Raw genomic sequence first — 14,441 nt, 5'->3', positions numbered from 1 at the left:
AATGCCGGCGGCGGGATGGGACCCGCGGTGGTGCTGCGACTACTTGATGGCCGCCAGCAGCGGCTCGATCTGGTCGATCGCGTACGGGATCGACAGGACCGTGTTGAAGGAGAAGGCCGCGCCGATGTCCGGGTCCTGGTACGGCACGAACAGGTCGCGCTTCTCCTGCTGGACCTTCAGCTTCGTGTAGAGCGGCTCGGCCTTGATCCGGTCGTTGGCCTCGGTGCTGGAGGTGACCCAGACGAGCCGGTCGACGTCGAGCACGTTCAGCTTCTCGGCACTCAGCTCGGCTACGTTGTAGCCCGGCTTGGCCAGGGAGTCGATCTCGGGCTTCGGCTTGAAGCCGAGTTCGGAGAAGAAGATCGCCTTGGGGTCGGTCTTGGTGAAGGCGGAGTACTTGCCGGCCTCGAAACTGTCGGCCACGGCCAGGGTCTTCTGCGCGAACTCGGGGTGCTTGTCCCGGACGGCCTTGAAGCGCGTGTCGATGTCCGTGATCAGCTTCTCGGTCTCGGTGTCCTTGCCGAGCGCCTTGCCGATCTGCCGGGTCATGACCTGCCAGGGCGCACCGTAGTCGGGGTGCTCCTTGGGCTGGGCGACGACCTTGGTGAACTTGGAGAGCGTGTCGTACTGCTCCTTCTTCATGCCCGAGTACTGGGCGATGACCAGGTCCGGCTGGAGCGCGGCGATCTTCTCCATGTTGTACTCGTCGCGCTCACCGACGATCTGCGGCTGGTCGGATCCCCACTTGTCCTTCGTCCAGGGCCACTTGCCGTACGGCTTCTCCTTGAACCAGTCCACCGAACCGACCGGCTTGATCCCCAGGGCCAGCACGGCGTCCTGGTCGGAGAGGCCGAGCGTGACGATCTTCTTCGGCTCCTTGTCGATCGTCGTGCTGCCGTACTTGTGCGCGACGGTCACGGGGAAGGCCGCGGTCTTCGAGCCGTCGCCGGCCCCGGCCGACGGCTTGGACTCCGTCTTCTCGGTGCCGCCCCCACAGGCGGCCAGAGCGAGCGCGGCGACGGCGGCGACGGCCACGCGGGGGATGTTTCCGGCGAACCGCGCGAGCGCGGGACGTGGTCCAGTGGACACGGATGTTCCTTTCACGGGGGTTTCACGGTGCGTGCCACGACCGCCGTGCACGAGGGCATCGCGGCGGGCGGGGCGTGTGGGGGTGGCGTGCGAGGGGGGGGCGTCGGGCCCGGGGAGCGGCCGCTAGCGGGCCGTGCCGATCCCGTCGGCGACCGGTCGGAGGTCGTCGGGGTCACTCTGCGGGCGTCGTTCGACGATCGAGTCGAGGATCTCGCCGACCCGGATCGCGGTGTTGGAGAGCAGCGACGACGTGATGCCGTGGGTGTGCTCGGTGCCGCCCTGGAGGTAGATCCCGCACCGCAGTGCGGCGTCGGTGGCGAGGCGGTAGTCCCGCTCGACCCGGACGCGGCCCTGGTCGTCCCGGTGGCAGCGGTCGCCGACCTCGCCGAGGAGACCGAGGGGCTCCGCCTGGCTGTAGCCGGTGGCGTAGACGACGACGTCGGCGTCCAGGGTCGACTCCTCCCCGGTGACCAGGGACGTGACGGTGGCGCGGACCGTGCCGTCCGTCTCCTCGACGCCGGTGAGCCGGGAGACGTTGATGAAGCGCAGCCGCTCCTTCCCGAGCACCTTCTCCTGGTACGCCTGTCGGTACAGGTCGTCGATCAGGTCGATGTCCACCACGGAGTAGTTGGTGTTGCCGTGGTAGTCCATCAGCTTGCGCTTGATGGCGTCGGGGGCCGTGAAGTACTCGTCGACGGCGGCGGGGTCGAAGATGCGGTTGGCGAAGCTGCTGTCGTCGGCCGGGCTGTAGCCGTAGCGCGAGAACACCGCGCAGACCTCGGCCTCGGGGAAGCGCCGGTGCAGGTACGCGACGTTCTCGGCGGCGCTCTGGCCGGCGCCGACGACGACGAACCGGGTGGGGTCGGCGCCCTCCAGGCCGTCGACCTTCGCCAGCAGTTCGGAGTTGTGCCAGACGCGGTCGGTGCGCTCGACGCCTTCCGGCATCAGCGGGCGAAGTCCGGTACCGATGACCAGGTTTCGGGCCCTGTGAACCACCGTCTCGGATCCGGAACGGGCCGTCACGTCCAGGTACTCGGTCACTCCGTCCCGTACGACGGGCTCGACGGCGATGACCTCGTGGCCGTAGGAGACCATGTCGTCGACCTTCGCCGCCGCCCACTCGAAGTAGTCGTGGAACTCCACGCGCAGCGGGAAGAGGTTCTTGTGGTTGACGAAGTCGACGAGGCGTTCCCTGCTCTGCAGGTAGCAGAGGAAGCTGTATTCGCTGGCCGGGTTCCGGAGCGTCACCAGGTCCTTGAGGAACGACACTTGCATGGTCGCGTCGTCGATCAGCATGCCGCGGTGCCAGCCGAAGCCGGCCTGGCGCTCGAAGAAGTGAGCGGTGACCGCCTCCTGCCTGCCGACGCGCGCGTTGTGCTCGCTGAGCGCTATCGCCATGGCCACATTGGACGGCCCGAAGCCGATTCCTATGAGGTCGTGGACCAGAGGTGCGTCGCCAGGATGAACCTGAGACATGTCACTCCCATCGTGCAGGACGGCCGCTTGCGAGGCGTGGGGGAATACGAGGCGTCGGGCACGCCAAGAGCGACACCCGATCGGAACTTAGGTGAGGCTAACCTGATCTAAGCGCCCTGTCGAGACGGTTGAGCGAGGCCGCTTGGCCGAAAATCGACCTCAACAGCCTTCAGAATCACGCCTGTTGCAGAGTTAGGTAAGCCTTGCTTTACTTGGCGCCGGTCAGTCGCTCTCTCGAGGAGGATCCCCATGCGGGTCGTCATGTTCGGTTACCAGACCTGGGGGCATCGCACCCTGCAAGCACTCCTGGAGTCCGAGCACGACGTGGTCCTTGTCGTGACACACCCGAAGAGCGAGCACGCCTACGAGAAGATCTGGAGCGACTCGGTCGCCGAGCTGGCCGAGGAGAACGGCGTCCCCGTCGTCATCCGCAACCGGCCCGACGACGAGGAACTGTTCCAGCGCCTCAAGGAGGCCGACGCGGACATCATCGTCGCCAACAACTGGCGCACCTGGATCCCGCCGCGCATCTTCAACCTCCCCCGTCACGGCACGCTCAATGTCCACGACTCCCTGCTGCCCAAGTACGCCGGCTTCTCACCCCTGATCTGGGCGTTGATCAACGGCGAGCCCGAAGTGGGCGTCACGGCCCACCTGATGGACGACGAGCTCGACGCGGGCGACATCGTCGTCCAGCGGGCGGTCACCGTCGGGCCGACCGACACGACCACCGACCTGTTCCACAAGACCGTCGACCTCATCGCCCCCGTCACGATCGGCGCCCTCGACCTGATCGCCTCCGGGCAGACCGAGTTCACCCGGCAGGACCGCTCCCAGGCCAGCTTCTTCCACAAGCGGGCCGAGGAGGACATCCGGATCGACTGGGACTGGCCCGCCGACGTACTGGAGCGCCTGGTCCGCGCCCAGTCCGCTCCGTACCCCGCCGCGTTCACCTTCCACAAGGGCAAGCGCCTCGAAGTGCTGTCCGCCGTGGTCTCCGAAGGCCGCTACGGCGGTACCCCGGGCCGGATCTTCTACCGCGAGGGCGACGGTGTCGTCATCGTCGCGGGAGCCGACGCCCGCACCGGCCGCAACCACGGCCTGGCCATCACTCGCGTCCGCACCGAGGAGGGGCACGAGATGGGCGCGACCGAGTACTTCACCTCCATGGGCGGCTACCTCTCCAGCCGCCCCTGACGATCGGATCCGCATTCATGCGTACCGCACGGCCGCGGCACTACCTCATGTGCCCGCCCACCCACTTCGACGTGGTCTACTCCATCAACCCGTGGATGGACCCGGCGAAGCCCGTCGACACCCAGCTGGCGATCGACCAGTGGGAACGGCTGCGCGAGGTCTACCTGAGCCTCGGGCACACCGTCGACGTGATAGACCCCGTGCCCGGACTGCCCGACATGGTCTTCGCCGCCAATGGAGCCACGGTCGTCGACGGCCGCGCCCTGGTGGCCCGGTTCCGGGACGCCGAGCGCATCGCCGAGGGCCCGGCCTACCACGACTGGCTGCGCGACAACGGCTTCCCGGACCTGCGCACGGCGGACTTCGTCAACGAGGGTGAGGGCGACTATCTCCTCACCGGGGACTGGCTGCTCGCCGGCACCGGATTCCGCAGCGATCCCCGCTCGCACGACGAGGCGCAGGAGTTCTTCGGACGCCCCGTCATCGGCCTCACCCTGGTGGATCCGAACTACTACCACCTGGACACGGCTCTGTCCGTACTGGACGAGAACACGATCGCGTACTACCCGCCCGCGTTCTCGCCGGGGAGCCTCTCGGTGCTGCGGCGCCTGTTCCCGGACGCCGTCATCGCCACGGACGAGGACGCGGCCGTCTTCGGACTCAACGCCACGTCCGACGGCCGCCACGTGGTGCTGCCGCACAACGCCACCGGGCTGACCCAGCAGCTCCGCGACCGTGGCTTCGACCCGATCGGGGTGGACCTGTCGGAGCTCCTCAAGGCGGGCGGCAGCGTGAAGTGCTGCACGCTGGAGCTGCGCAGCGCCGGCTGAGCACCGGGGGGCCCAGCCGGTCCTGGGCCCCTCGGCGGACGGTGCCGCGTGGGGCGAGAATCCCCGCGCGGCACCACTCCGGAGGGCGTGTCGCGAAAGTCCCGCCTGGCCCGCGGGCGAGCGGCGCTACCTTCGCAACAGCCCCTAGGGCTCGATCAGTCCGACGCGTATGGCGTAGCGGGTGAGTTCCAGTCGGTCGCGCAGCCCCAGCTTCTGGAGCAGGTTGGCCCGGTGGCGTTCGACGGTCTTGGCGCTGATGAAGAGCAGGTCGCCGATCTCCTTGGAGGTGTGACCCTCGGCGACGAGTTTGAGGATCTCCTCCTCCCGGTCCGTGATGGCCTTGTCGGGCAGTGGCCTGCCCTGCTCGGCCCGGTCCAGGTACCTGCGGATCAGGGCCGTCTCCGCCCCGGGGTAGATGAAGGGTTCGTCGCGCATGGCGGCCCGGCACGCTTCGACGAGATCGCGGTCGGCCACGGACTTGAGCACGTAACCGCTCGCGCCGGCCTTGAGCGCTTCGAAGAAGTACTGCTCGTTGTCGTACATCGTGAGGATCAGGATCCGCACCTGCGGCTGGAGTCGGCTGAGTTCACGGGCGGCCTGCAGGCCGGTCCGGCGGGGCATGGAGATGTCGAGGACGGCCAGGTCGATCCGCTCGGTGCGAGCGAGGGCGACCGCCTCCGCTCCGTCCGCGGCCTCGGCCACGACGGTGAGATCGGGCTCGGCGTCGAGGATGAGGCGTACCCCGCCGCGTACCAGCGCATGGTCGTCCGCCAGCAGGATTCGGGTGGGGCCCGCCGCGGTCATGCCGTCCTCCCCTTCGCTCCGCCGGTGGCGTCCAGGCGGACCTCGGTGCCTCCGCTCTCGCCAGGACCGATCGTCAGGTCCGCACCGATGAGCAGGGCGCGTTCACGCATCCCTCGGATGCCGGCGCCTTCGGCCGCCCGTCCGATCCCCCGGCCGTCGTCCCGGACCAGCAGGCGCACTCCCCCTTGGGACAGGGGGCGCAGATGGAGGTCGACGCGGCTCGCGCCCGAGTGACGCGCGGTGTTGGTGAGCCCTTCCTGGGCGACGCGGTAGAGGACGAGTTCGGTCTCCTGGTCGAGCTTCGGCAGACCGGCGTCGACATGGGGACGTACGGTCAGCCCGCGGGTGGAGAACTCGGTGGCCAGGGACCTGAGCGCGCTGAGCAGACCCAGCTCCTCCAGCACTCCGGGCCGCAGCCGGCGCGCGATGCGCCGGATCTCGTCGAGACTCCCGCGGGTGGTCTCCTGCGCCTGTCGCAGCTCGTCCCGGAGCGCGTCGGGCGCGTGGTCGGCGGAGTGCTTCAACTGGAGGAGTACGGCGGTCAGGGTCTGCCCGACCTCGTCGTGGAGCTCCTGTGCGATGCGCTGGCGTTCCGCCTCCTGCGCGGACAGGACGCGGGCGCTGCTGGTGGCGCGTTCGGCTTCGAGACGGTCCAGCATCGTGTTGAACGTACGGGTCAGCTCGGCCATCTCGCCGTGGCCCGTCACCGCGGGGCGGCGGCCCGGCTTGAGAAGGTCGGCGGTCAGCATCGCCCGGGTGAGCCGCTGGAACGGTGCGAGGCCGACCCGGAGCAGGAGGGCGTTGACGATGAGCATGGCGATCAGCCCGGACACGAGCACGATCGCCTCACCGAGGAGCACGGGGGTGGAGACGGTGACCGGGCCCAGCAGCAGAAGGACCGCGACGACGAGGACGGCGGCGTTGAGCAGGAAGATCCGCCAGTACAACGACACGATCCCGCCTCTCCCGACCGGCTGTCCGCCCGCCCGACCCATGGAACATTCGTCCCGCAGGCACCCTGTGACCTGCGGCGGGACCCACGTCCCCGCTCCATCCTGACCAGTGTCCCAGGGTCATGTCCATCCGTGCCGACACCCATGTCCGACACCTCCGCGCGGATGGCACCATGTCGGGGCCACGGAGCGAGCGAAACGTCGCTCCCCGTGGCGGAACCCTGGTTGAGACGAACAGAAGGGACGGGCCTGTGCCTGCTCCGCGGATGAGAACGACACCCCTGCCCGGCATCGGTGTCCAGTACGACCTCACCACGCGTGAGCACCGCCATCTGTCGGTCATCGCGCACCGCGACGGCACCCGGTCGGTGAACGTCTACCGGGCCGACGACCCCGACGCGTGTGCCCAGTCGCTCCATCTGACCGAGGCGGAGACGGCCTCGCTGATCGACGCGCTGATGCCCGCCCATCACAGCCCGAACGTGCTGCACACGACCGACCTGGGGCTGGTCGCCGAACGCATCGAGCTGTCCGCACAGTCGCACTGGAACGGGCGGGTCCTCGGCGAGATGCGGATGCGTACCGAGACGGGCGCCTCCGTCGTCGCCGTACTGCGCCGGTCAGGTGCGATCCCCTCCCCCACGCCGGACTTCCGGCTGGCGGGCGGAGACACCCTCATCGTCATCGGCACCCGCGAGGGCGTCGACGCCGCCGCCCTGATACTCGGACAGGAGTGATCGCGTGCATTCCGCGATCTTCCTGATCGAATTCGGCGCGATCATCCTCGCCCTCGGCCTGCTGGGACGATTCGCGGGCCGCTTCCAGTTCTCCCCTATACCTCTGTACCTGCTTGCCGGCCTCGCCTTCGGCGAGGGCGGTCTGCTGCCGCTGGGTGCCAGCGAGGAGTTCGTCGCGATCGGCGCGGAGATCGGTGTGATCCTGCTGCTCCTCATGCTGGGTCTGGAGTACACGGCCAGCGACCTCGTCTCCAATCTGAAGACCCAGTACCCGGCCGGGCTGGTCGACTTCGCCCTGAACGCGCTGCCCGGCGCAGCGGCGGCACTGCTGCTGGGATGGGGCCCCGTGGCCGCCGTCGTGCTCGGCGGCGTCACCTGGATCTCGTCGTCCGGCGTCATCGCGAAGGTCCTCGGCGACCTCGGGCGGCTCGGCAACCGCGAGACGCCGGTGATCCTCAGCATCCTGGTCCTCGAAGACCTCGCGATGGCCGTGTACCTGCCCATCATCACGGCGCTGCTCGCGGGCGTGAGCCTCGCGGCCGGCAGCGCGACCCTGGCGATCGCGCTCGGTGTCGCGGGCCTGGTGCTCTTCGTCGCGGTCCGTTACGGCAGGGTCATCTCCCGCTTCGTGTCCAGCGACGACCCGGAGAAGCTGCTCCTGGTGGTCCTCGGTCTCACCCTGCTGGTCGCGGGCATCGCGCAGCAGCTGCAGGTCTCGGCGGCGGTGGGAGCGTTCCTCGTCGGCATCGCCCTGTCCGGTGAGGTCGCCGAAGGCGCCCACGCCCTGCTCAGCCCCCTGCGGGACCTGTTCGCGGCGGTCTTCTTCGTCTTCTTCGGCCTGCACACGGACCCGGCCAGCATCCCGCCGGTGATACTCCCGGCGTTCGCCCTCGCCGTCGTCACCGCCCTGACCAAGATCGCCACCGGATACTGGGCCGCCCGGCGCGCCGGCATCGGGGCGAAGGGACGCTGGCGGGCGGGCGGCACGCTCGTGGCGCGCGGCGAGTTCTCCATCGTCATCGCCGGCCTCGCCGTCACCGCCGGCGTCCAGCCCGAGCTGGGCCCCTTCGCCACCGCGTACGTCCTGGTGCTCGTCGTGATCGGACCGCTCACGGCCCGCTACGCCGAGCCGATCGCCACCCGTCTCACCCGGGGTCGCGGCCCGTCCCCGTCGCCGCTCCACGCCACGGAGTCCGTCCCCGTGACCGGGGCGCCGCAGCTCGTGGAGGACGCGGACGGGCGCGGGGCGGCGGAGCGCGCGTGAGCGAGCGTCGCACGTGAGCGAGGGTGCCGGGCACTGGGCTGCCGGATCGAGGGTTCGCGGTCACAATAGAAGAGGACGCGGCTCGTGTGCCGACCCGGAGGGGGCCGCTATGAGTCCTCATGCAGACGACCGACAGATCCTCTCGGAGATCGAGCAGGGTCTGATACGCGACGACCCCCACCTCGCATCGCTGTTCGGCACATTGGACCCGCGGGTTCCTCAGAAACCTGAACCGGAGTCAGGTGACGAGGACGTACGGCCCCGGCGGGATCGCCGCGTGGTCGTGGCGATCGTCCTGGCCGTGATCGCGATCCTGGCCCTCCTCCTCACCATGATCTGGACCGCCTCCCCGGCCCCACCCGCCGACGACACCGGACCGGGCCCGCTCACCCTGTCCGCATCCGTGTCCACGACGAAGGTCTAGCGCCCGTCCGCCGCCCCGCCACGCTCACGTGCCCGGGCCCCTGGCCGCCGCACCGCCACGCTCACGTGCCTGGCCGGGAGGGAGCCGGGGAATGCCCGAGGAGGACGGCGAGTCCCGCCCGGGTCGCGGCGGCGACCACGACCCGGTCCTCCGGGCGCAGGACGTAGCCGGGGTGGAGGTCCCGCAGCAGACCGGGGCGTCGCCGGCGTCCTGGGCGGTGGTGAGGCATGTTGATCTCGTCGTCCTCGTAGAGCAGGGCCAGGGCGACGGCCCGGCCGACCCCGACCTCCCTGAGGGTCTGCTCGCCGGGTGCGTCGGCAAGCACTTCTCGTACGCCCATGAGCGGAGTTGCGGCGCCGTCCAGGCCCTGGGCCGGGGGCGCGATCAAGCAGACGCTCTGCCGGTAGACGTCGGCGAGCTCCGCCGCGATGCGGTGCGCGAGTGCGTCGTCCCCGCGGACGATCCTTGTCGTGTGGTGATCGTGGCCGACAGGGAGGGGATTGCCTCCCCTCCCGCTCCTGGCATGGCGTCTCAGTGGTCGGTGATCTCGACCGCTCCGTCGTCGGACGGAGTGGCCGCCGTGGGGCTCGGTGCCGGCTTGGGCCGCGTGATGCCCTGGAGGAGTGCCGCGAGGTCGACGCCGGTGGTGGAGTTGAGGAGTTCCACGCCTGGGCGACGTTGTCGGTGACCGTACGGGTCAACCGGCTCGCGCCGTCGGTGGAGATGACGGTCATCCTGTCGACGGCGGACAGCGGTTCGGACGCCTTGGCGACGACCTGGGGCAGGACCTCCACGAGCATCTGCAGGACGGCCGCGTCACCGTACCGGTCGAAGGCGTCGGCCTTCTTCCGCATGGCCTCGGCCTCGGCGGAGCCCTTGGCGGCGATGGCGGCTGCCTCGGCCTCGCCCTCGATGCGTACGGCGTCGGCGAGCGCGGCGCGGTGGGCCTTCTCGCCCTCACCCGTGAGACGGGAGCGCTGGGCGTCGGCCTCGGCCTCCTTGACCAGGGCGATGCGGCGGGCCTCCGCCTCCTGCTCGGCCTGATAACGGGCCGCGTCCGCGGGCTTGCGGATCCGGGTGTCGAGCTGGCGGTCCGTCAGCTCGGCCTGGCGGGCGGCGACCTTCTCCTGCTCGGTGAGGATGTCCTGCTGCCGTGCCGCCTCGGCGAGCGGACCGGCGGCGTTGGCCTGGGCGGCGGCCTCGTCGGTCTGGGCCTTGATCTCGGCCTGCTTCAGGTAGAGGGTCCGCTGGGCGATCGCGATCTCCTCCTCGGCCTTCAGCCTGGCCTGTTCGGCGGCGCGGCGGGCGACGGCCTCGGCGATGTCGGCCTCCTGCCTGGCGCGGGCGGCCTCCGGCCGGCCGAGGTCCTCCAGGTAGGAGCCCTCGGTGGTGATGTCCTGGATCTGGAAGGCGTCCAGGACGAGTCCCTGCCCCGACAGGCTGGCCTCGGCCTCCTCCGCGACCTGGCCGGCGAAGGCGGCGCGGTCACGGATGATGTCCTCGACCGACATGCGTCCCACGATGGAGCGGAGCGCTCCGGAGAGCACTTCCTGGGTGAAGCCGACGATGCCGTCCTGCTGCATCAGGAACCGCTGTGCCGCGGCCCGGATCGAGTCCTCGGTGCCGCCGACCTTGACGATCGCGACGCCCTCCAGATTGGCCTTGACGCCGCGGAGGGTCACCGCACCGCGCACGGCGACCGGAATGTGCCGGCTGGAGAGGTCGAGGGTGAACTTCTGCTGCACGAAAGGCACGACGAAGACACCGCCGCCGACCACGACTTTCTGGCCGCTGTTGTCGGTGAAGACCCGACCGGTCTGTGGATCGGTGGCCTGCTTGCCGCGGCGTCCGGTGATGATGAACGCCTCGCTCGGCCCGGCGACCTTGTAGCGCGTGATGACCACGAGGGCGAGCAGGACGACGAGTACGACGATGCCCGACACGGCGGTGAGTACGGGACTCATGAGGCAATCCCCCTTGAATTGCGGTGCGTAGGAGCGGAAAAGGTGGGCGTGGGGCCCTCAGCGTTCGACCGGGCGGACTTCGACGGAGGTCGGCGAAAGCACGGTCTCGACCCAGATCTCGGCGCCGCTCGGCACGGGCGCGCTCGCCTTGGCGGCGAACTTCATCGGCTGCCCGCCCAGGAAGAGCAGTACTTCGCCGTAGCCGTCGGCCGGAATCGCCGTGACGACCGAGCCGGACGTCCCGGCCAGGTCATCGCCGCGTGGAGCGGTTACGGTGCCGTGGCGCATCAGCACCCGGCCGATACGCCAGGTCAGCCAGGCCACGGCGAAACCGGCGAGCACTCCCGCACCGACGGCGGCCCCCGCGCCCAAACCGGTTGTTCCGAGCATGATCGCGCCGGTGAATCCCGTCATCGACACGAATCCGGCGATCACCGGCAAGGACAGGAACCCGTCGACGGCGCCCCCGAATCCGTCGAGGACACCTTCCAGGATCCCGTCGAAAACCAGGGCCGACACCAACAGAACGAGACCCGCGAATCCGAACGCGAGAAACCAACCCATGCACCGTCCCCCCTCGATCCGGACTCGGCTCACGCTTGACGCGGCAGTACGACGACTCATTTACCGGAGCCCGGAAGTCATTGCGCATTCTCTGCCGCCGAACGGCATTCATGACCATCGCAGGGTTGCGGGGCACTCAGTCGCGATCGAGGCACCCCGCTCAGCGAATTGACGAATGCGCCCACCCGACTCGGCGTTCGGCGAATCACGCGGAAGCCCTCTCATTGTTCCATGCAATCAACCGATTCAGCATGGGTGCCGACACCCATTGACATGCGCCTGCCCATGTGCAGCGCCGCTTCCTCGCTTTGTCCCCGGCAGATGTCTCCGTGGGTTTCGGGTTCTGGCACAGATCTTGGGGAGCGATCGCGGAGCGTGGTCGGAGTGTTCGATTGTGTAGGGCGGATGAGTCGGCGACGGCGCATTTGAACGACTGCGAGGAAAAGCCGTTGGCTGTCGGTGTTCCCTGCTGGAATGATCCTGGGATGAGCGACCATCGTGACGCTGTCCTCCGCCTGTGGGGTCGCCAGCTCTACGAGCGTCAGGGCGAGCCACTCGCCTGGGCAGAGGCGGTCCTGGAAGCCACCGGTCGGCCGCCGACCGCCGTCACCGCGGCGGTGTCCGGCCGACTCGGCGCCCTCGCTGATTACCCATCGGACCGCGCATCGCTGCTTTTCCGTACGGTCGCCAAGCTGGCCGCGAACCTGCGGGGCGACGGCTGCTACGACGCGGACGTCGGCACCCGAATCGGCCCACTGGCCCTGTGGTTGGGCGAGCTCGAACCACCGCTCGCCGGCCCGCTCGGGGACGCACTCGGCCACCCGCCGGACGGGCCGACATCCCTCGTCACCGTACACGCCGCCGAGTTGAGCAGCAGCCGCACGATCCGGCTGCGGGCGATCGACGCCCTGCTGGAGTGGGCCGAGCTCGGCCATCCGCAGGCCCGGGCGGCCTTGTCCGAGGTCGCCTCCGACCACCGGACGCAGGATGTCACCGTCTGGACCAAGGCACTCAACCGGATCGCCCTGTTCGGCGACGCGAGCGTCGAACCGGGGCTACTGCGCGCGCTCGCCGACACCGGGCACCGCGGGGTGCGGTGGTCGGCGCTCGCCTGTGCCGAACTCGGCTTCCGCCGGGCCGTTCCGCTGATCACCGCGCTGCTGGAGCATCCCGATCCGATGGTCCGCGAGGGTGCCTGCGAGGCGCTCGGCCTCTTTGAGGAACACGCCGCCGTGCCCGCCCTGACAGCCCGGCTGAACGACGAGACAAGCTGGGTACGCAGCAGGGCCGCCCTGGCGCTCGGCCAAATCGGCGGCGACCGGGCACTCGCAGTGCTCTGGCAGGCCATGATGGAACGCCGGAACCCGAAGGCCAGTTATCTCGCCTCAGCGATCGCTGCCTTCGGCCCGCCGGTGGTGGACGACCTGATCGCCCTCACCACCGATCCCGACCCGGACCTCCGAGCACTGGCCTGCCGCGCTCTTGGTTCCACCGCCGACGACCGGGCCCTGCCAGCGCTGGAACGTCTCGCCGCCCACGACCTCGCCAGAACCACCCTCGGCAGCCTCGTGGCAACCGCCGCCAAGCAAGGACTGCGGACCGCGGACCGCATTCGCGCGCGCACCGCATCGACCTGAGCTCGACGCTCGTCTCGACGATGCTGGCGATCCACGGCGATCGGTACGAGGTGGATCATCCCGAGCTTGTTCATCCGTCACCTGACTACCTGGCCCTCGAACAGCCATCCGGTGCGTAGATTCGAGCGTCCGTCACTCTCTGTGACTGTTCTCCAAGGTCTGTGCCAGAACCGGGTTTCAGGGATGCTTGTCGACGTCGAATGGGGGAACTTCGGCGGCCATCGGCTTCGGGTCGAGGGGGCACCGGGGATGGCGGTGCCGAAGTCCGTCTCCCCGACGCCGACCACGGGTCGGGTCCTGACGACGCCCGGGTGTTGCCCCTGTTCCGGGGCGGACCGTATAACGTGGCAGGCCGTTGTCCGGTCCGGGACGAAGGGGTGCGGGCGGATCCGTCCCAGGGCTGGAATCGATCGGAGGGGAACGTCGTGCGGGTCAGCCTCAAGGACGTCGCGTTGCACGCGGGTGTGTCGATCAAGACGGTGTCGAACGTCGTGAACGACTTCCCTCACGTGACGCCGGCGATGCGCGCACGGGTGCAGCGGTCGATCGACGAGCTGGGATACCGGCCGAACCTGGCGGCCAGGCACCTGCGGAAGGGTCGCACGGGGATCATCGCCCTCGCCCTGCCCGAGCTGGGCAACCCCTACTTCGCCGAGCTGGCCGCCTGCGTCGTCGACGCGGCCGACGAGCGGGGATACACCGTGCTCCTCGACCACACCGGAGGCCGGCGCGACCGGGAGGTCCTCGTCAGCCAGGGCTTCCGCTCCCGTGTGATCGACGGCCTCATCCTGAGTCCGCTGGAGCTGGAGCCGGAGGATCTGACTCACCGCTCGGAGCAGGTGCCGCTGGTCCTGCTGGGCGAGCGCGACTACGACCTGCCGTACGACCACATCGCCATCGACAACGTCGCCGCCGCCCGGGTCGCCGTGCGGCATCTGATCGACCTGGGCCGCCGGGACCTGGCCTTCATCGGGGCTCGGCGCGGGCAGAGCCGTCCCGCCCTGCTGCGGCTCCGGGGGTGGCGCGAGGAGCTCGCCGCCTCGGGGCTGCCCCACGACGAGGGCCTGGTGGCGACCACGGAGGGCTGGGGGCATGCCGACGGGGCACGCGCCATGGCAGACCTCCTCGACTCGGGACGGCGCCCTGACGCCGTGTTCGCGTACAACGACCTGATCGCCATCGGCGCCATGCGGGTGCTGTCCGAGCGCGGGCTGCGCGTGCCGGAGGACGTCGCCGTGGTGGGGTTCGACGACGTCGTCGAAGGGCGCTACGGCGCGGTGACGCTCACGTCCGTCTCGCCCGACAAGCCGGCCATCGCTCGGGCCGCCGTCGAGGCCGTCCTCGCCGGCCTCCAGGACAAGGCGTACGTACCCCGGCGCGTGCAGGCGGATTTCGAGCTGGTGGAGCGGGAGAGCACGCTCGGCCGTCGCTGACCCGGCCCCGGGACGGAACGGGACCACCCGCGTACTCTCCCGCCCCGGACCGCGCGCGACCTCTCGCGG

Annotated in this window: 13 protein-coding genes and 1 pseudogene; 7 read left to right on the top strand and 7 right to left on the bottom strand. The window is 69.7% G+C overall.

Features of this window, described 5'->3' with window-relative positions; all coding sequences use genetic code 11:
* Positions 1 to 39 precede the first annotated feature (39 nt).
* Together ACFQ7Q_RS06885 and ACFQ7Q_RS06880 are read right to left on the bottom strand one after the other, a co-directional pair.
* Positions 40 to 1,089 (bottom strand): iron-siderophore ABC transporter substrate-binding protein, encoded by a 1,050-nt coding sequence (locus ACFQ7Q_RS06885; RefSeq protein ID WP_383550730.1) that lies wholly within the window; start codon positions 1,087 to 1,089, stop codon positions 40 to 42.
* Positions 1,090 to 1,212: 123 nt separating this feature from the next.
* Complete coding sequence (locus ACFQ7Q_RS06880) at positions 1,213 to 2,565, bottom strand: lysine N(6)-hydroxylase/L-ornithine N(5)-oxygenase family protein (RefSeq protein ID WP_383550728.1); 1,353 nt, start codon at positions 2,563 to 2,565, stop codon at positions 1,213 to 1,215.
* Positions 2,566 to 2,814: 249 nt separating this feature from the next.
* On the opposite strand from ACFQ7Q_RS06880, the gene ACFQ7Q_RS06875 reads away from it, so the two are divergent.
* Positions 2,815 to 3,762, top strand: coding sequence for a methionyl-tRNA formyltransferase (locus ACFQ7Q_RS06875; RefSeq protein WP_383550726.1), 948 nt, complete (start codon positions 2,815 to 2,817; stop codon positions 3,760 to 3,762).
* A 17-nt stretch (positions 3,763 to 3,779) separates the two neighbouring features.
* Positions 3,780 to 4,592 (top strand): dimethylargininase, encoded by an 813-nt coding sequence (gene ddaH / locus ACFQ7Q_RS06870; protein ID WP_383550724.1) that lies wholly within the window; start codon positions 3,780 to 3,782, stop codon positions 4,590 to 4,592.
* Between the two features lie 144 nt (positions 4,593 to 4,736).
* Here ddaH and ACFQ7Q_RS06865 read toward each other — a convergent pair whose 3' ends face one another.
* Entirely contained in the window at positions 4,737 to 5,396 is a 660-nt protein-coding gene (locus ACFQ7Q_RS06865) for a response regulator (protein ID WP_383550722.1), read from the bottom strand.
* Positions 5,393 to 6,349 carry a HAMP domain-containing sensor histidine kinase gene (locus ACFQ7Q_RS06860; RefSeq protein ID WP_383550720.1) on the bottom strand — a complete coding sequence of 319 codons (957 nt, stop codon included), beginning with the start codon at positions 6,347 to 6,349 and terminating at the stop codon, positions 5,393 to 5,395. Before ACFQ7Q_RS06860 ends, ACFQ7Q_RS06865 begins: the two co-directional genes overlap by 4 nt.
* A 266-nt stretch (positions 6,350 to 6,615) precedes the next feature.
* On the opposite strand from ACFQ7Q_RS06860, the gene ACFQ7Q_RS06855 reads away from it, so the two are divergent.
* From ACFQ7Q_RS06855 to ACFQ7Q_RS06845, 3 genes are all read left to right on the top strand, one after another.
* Complete coding sequence (locus tag ACFQ7Q_RS06855; protein WP_383550718.1) at positions 6,616 to 7,086, top strand: cation:proton antiporter regulatory subunit; 471 nt, start codon at positions 6,616 to 6,618, stop codon at positions 7,084 to 7,086.
* 4 nt (positions 7,087 to 7,090) lie between these two features.
* Entirely contained in the window at positions 7,091 to 8,350 is a 1,260-nt protein-coding gene (locus ACFQ7Q_RS06850) for a cation:proton antiporter (RefSeq protein WP_383550716.1), read from the top strand.
* Between the two features lie 109 nt (positions 8,351 to 8,459).
* Positions 8,460 to 8,774, top strand: coding sequence for a DUF3040 domain-containing protein (locus ACFQ7Q_RS06845; protein ID WP_383550714.1), 315 nt, complete (start codon positions 8,460 to 8,462; stop codon positions 8,772 to 8,774).
* 61 nt (positions 8,775 to 8,835) lie between these two features.
* Here the strand turns inward: ACFQ7Q_RS06845 and ACFQ7Q_RS06840 are convergent, their stop codons facing one another.
* The 3 genes and pseudogenes from ACFQ7Q_RS06840 to ACFQ7Q_RS06830 form a co-directional block, all read right to left on the bottom strand.
* Positions 8,836 to 9,162 carry a hypothetical protein gene (locus tag ACFQ7Q_RS06840; RefSeq protein WP_383550712.1) on the bottom strand — a complete coding sequence of 109 codons (327 nt, stop codon included), beginning with the start codon at positions 9,160 to 9,162 and terminating at the stop codon, positions 8,836 to 8,838.
* 143 nt (positions 9,163 to 9,305) lie between these two features.
* A pseudogene (locus ACFQ7Q_RS06835) lies at positions 9,306 to 10,738 on the bottom strand (flotillin family protein).
* 57 nt (positions 10,739 to 10,795) lie between these two features.
* Complete coding sequence (locus ACFQ7Q_RS06830) at positions 10,796 to 11,302, bottom strand: hypothetical protein (RefSeq protein WP_383550919.1); 507 nt, start codon at positions 11,300 to 11,302, stop codon at positions 10,796 to 10,798.
* Positions 11,303 to 11,787: 485 nt separating this feature from the next.
* On the opposite strand from ACFQ7Q_RS06830, the gene ACFQ7Q_RS06825 reads away from it, so the two are divergent.
* The gene (locus ACFQ7Q_RS06825; protein ID WP_383550710.1) at positions 11,788 to 12,939 is read left to right on the top strand and encodes a HEAT repeat domain-containing protein; all 1,152 of its coding nucleotides are present in this window, start codon (positions 11,788 to 11,790) and stop codon (positions 12,937 to 12,939) included.
* Between the two features lie 425 nt (positions 12,940 to 13,364).
* Positions 13,365 to 14,372: a LacI family DNA-binding transcriptional regulator gene (locus ACFQ7Q_RS06820; RefSeq protein ID WP_383550708.1), complete on the top strand. Its 1,008-nt coding sequence runs from the start codon at positions 13,365 to 13,367 to the stop codon at positions 14,370 to 14,372.
* Positions 14,373 to 14,441 lie beyond the last annotated feature (69 nt).

This window comes from Streptomyces sp. NPDC056527 (genome assembly GCF_042794475.1).
GTDB lineage: Bacteria > Actinomycetota > Actinomycetes > Streptomycetales > Streptomycetaceae > Streptomyces.
Note: the sequence above shows the minus strand (reverse complement) of the source record. Positions and strands in the feature narration are given on the sequence as shown.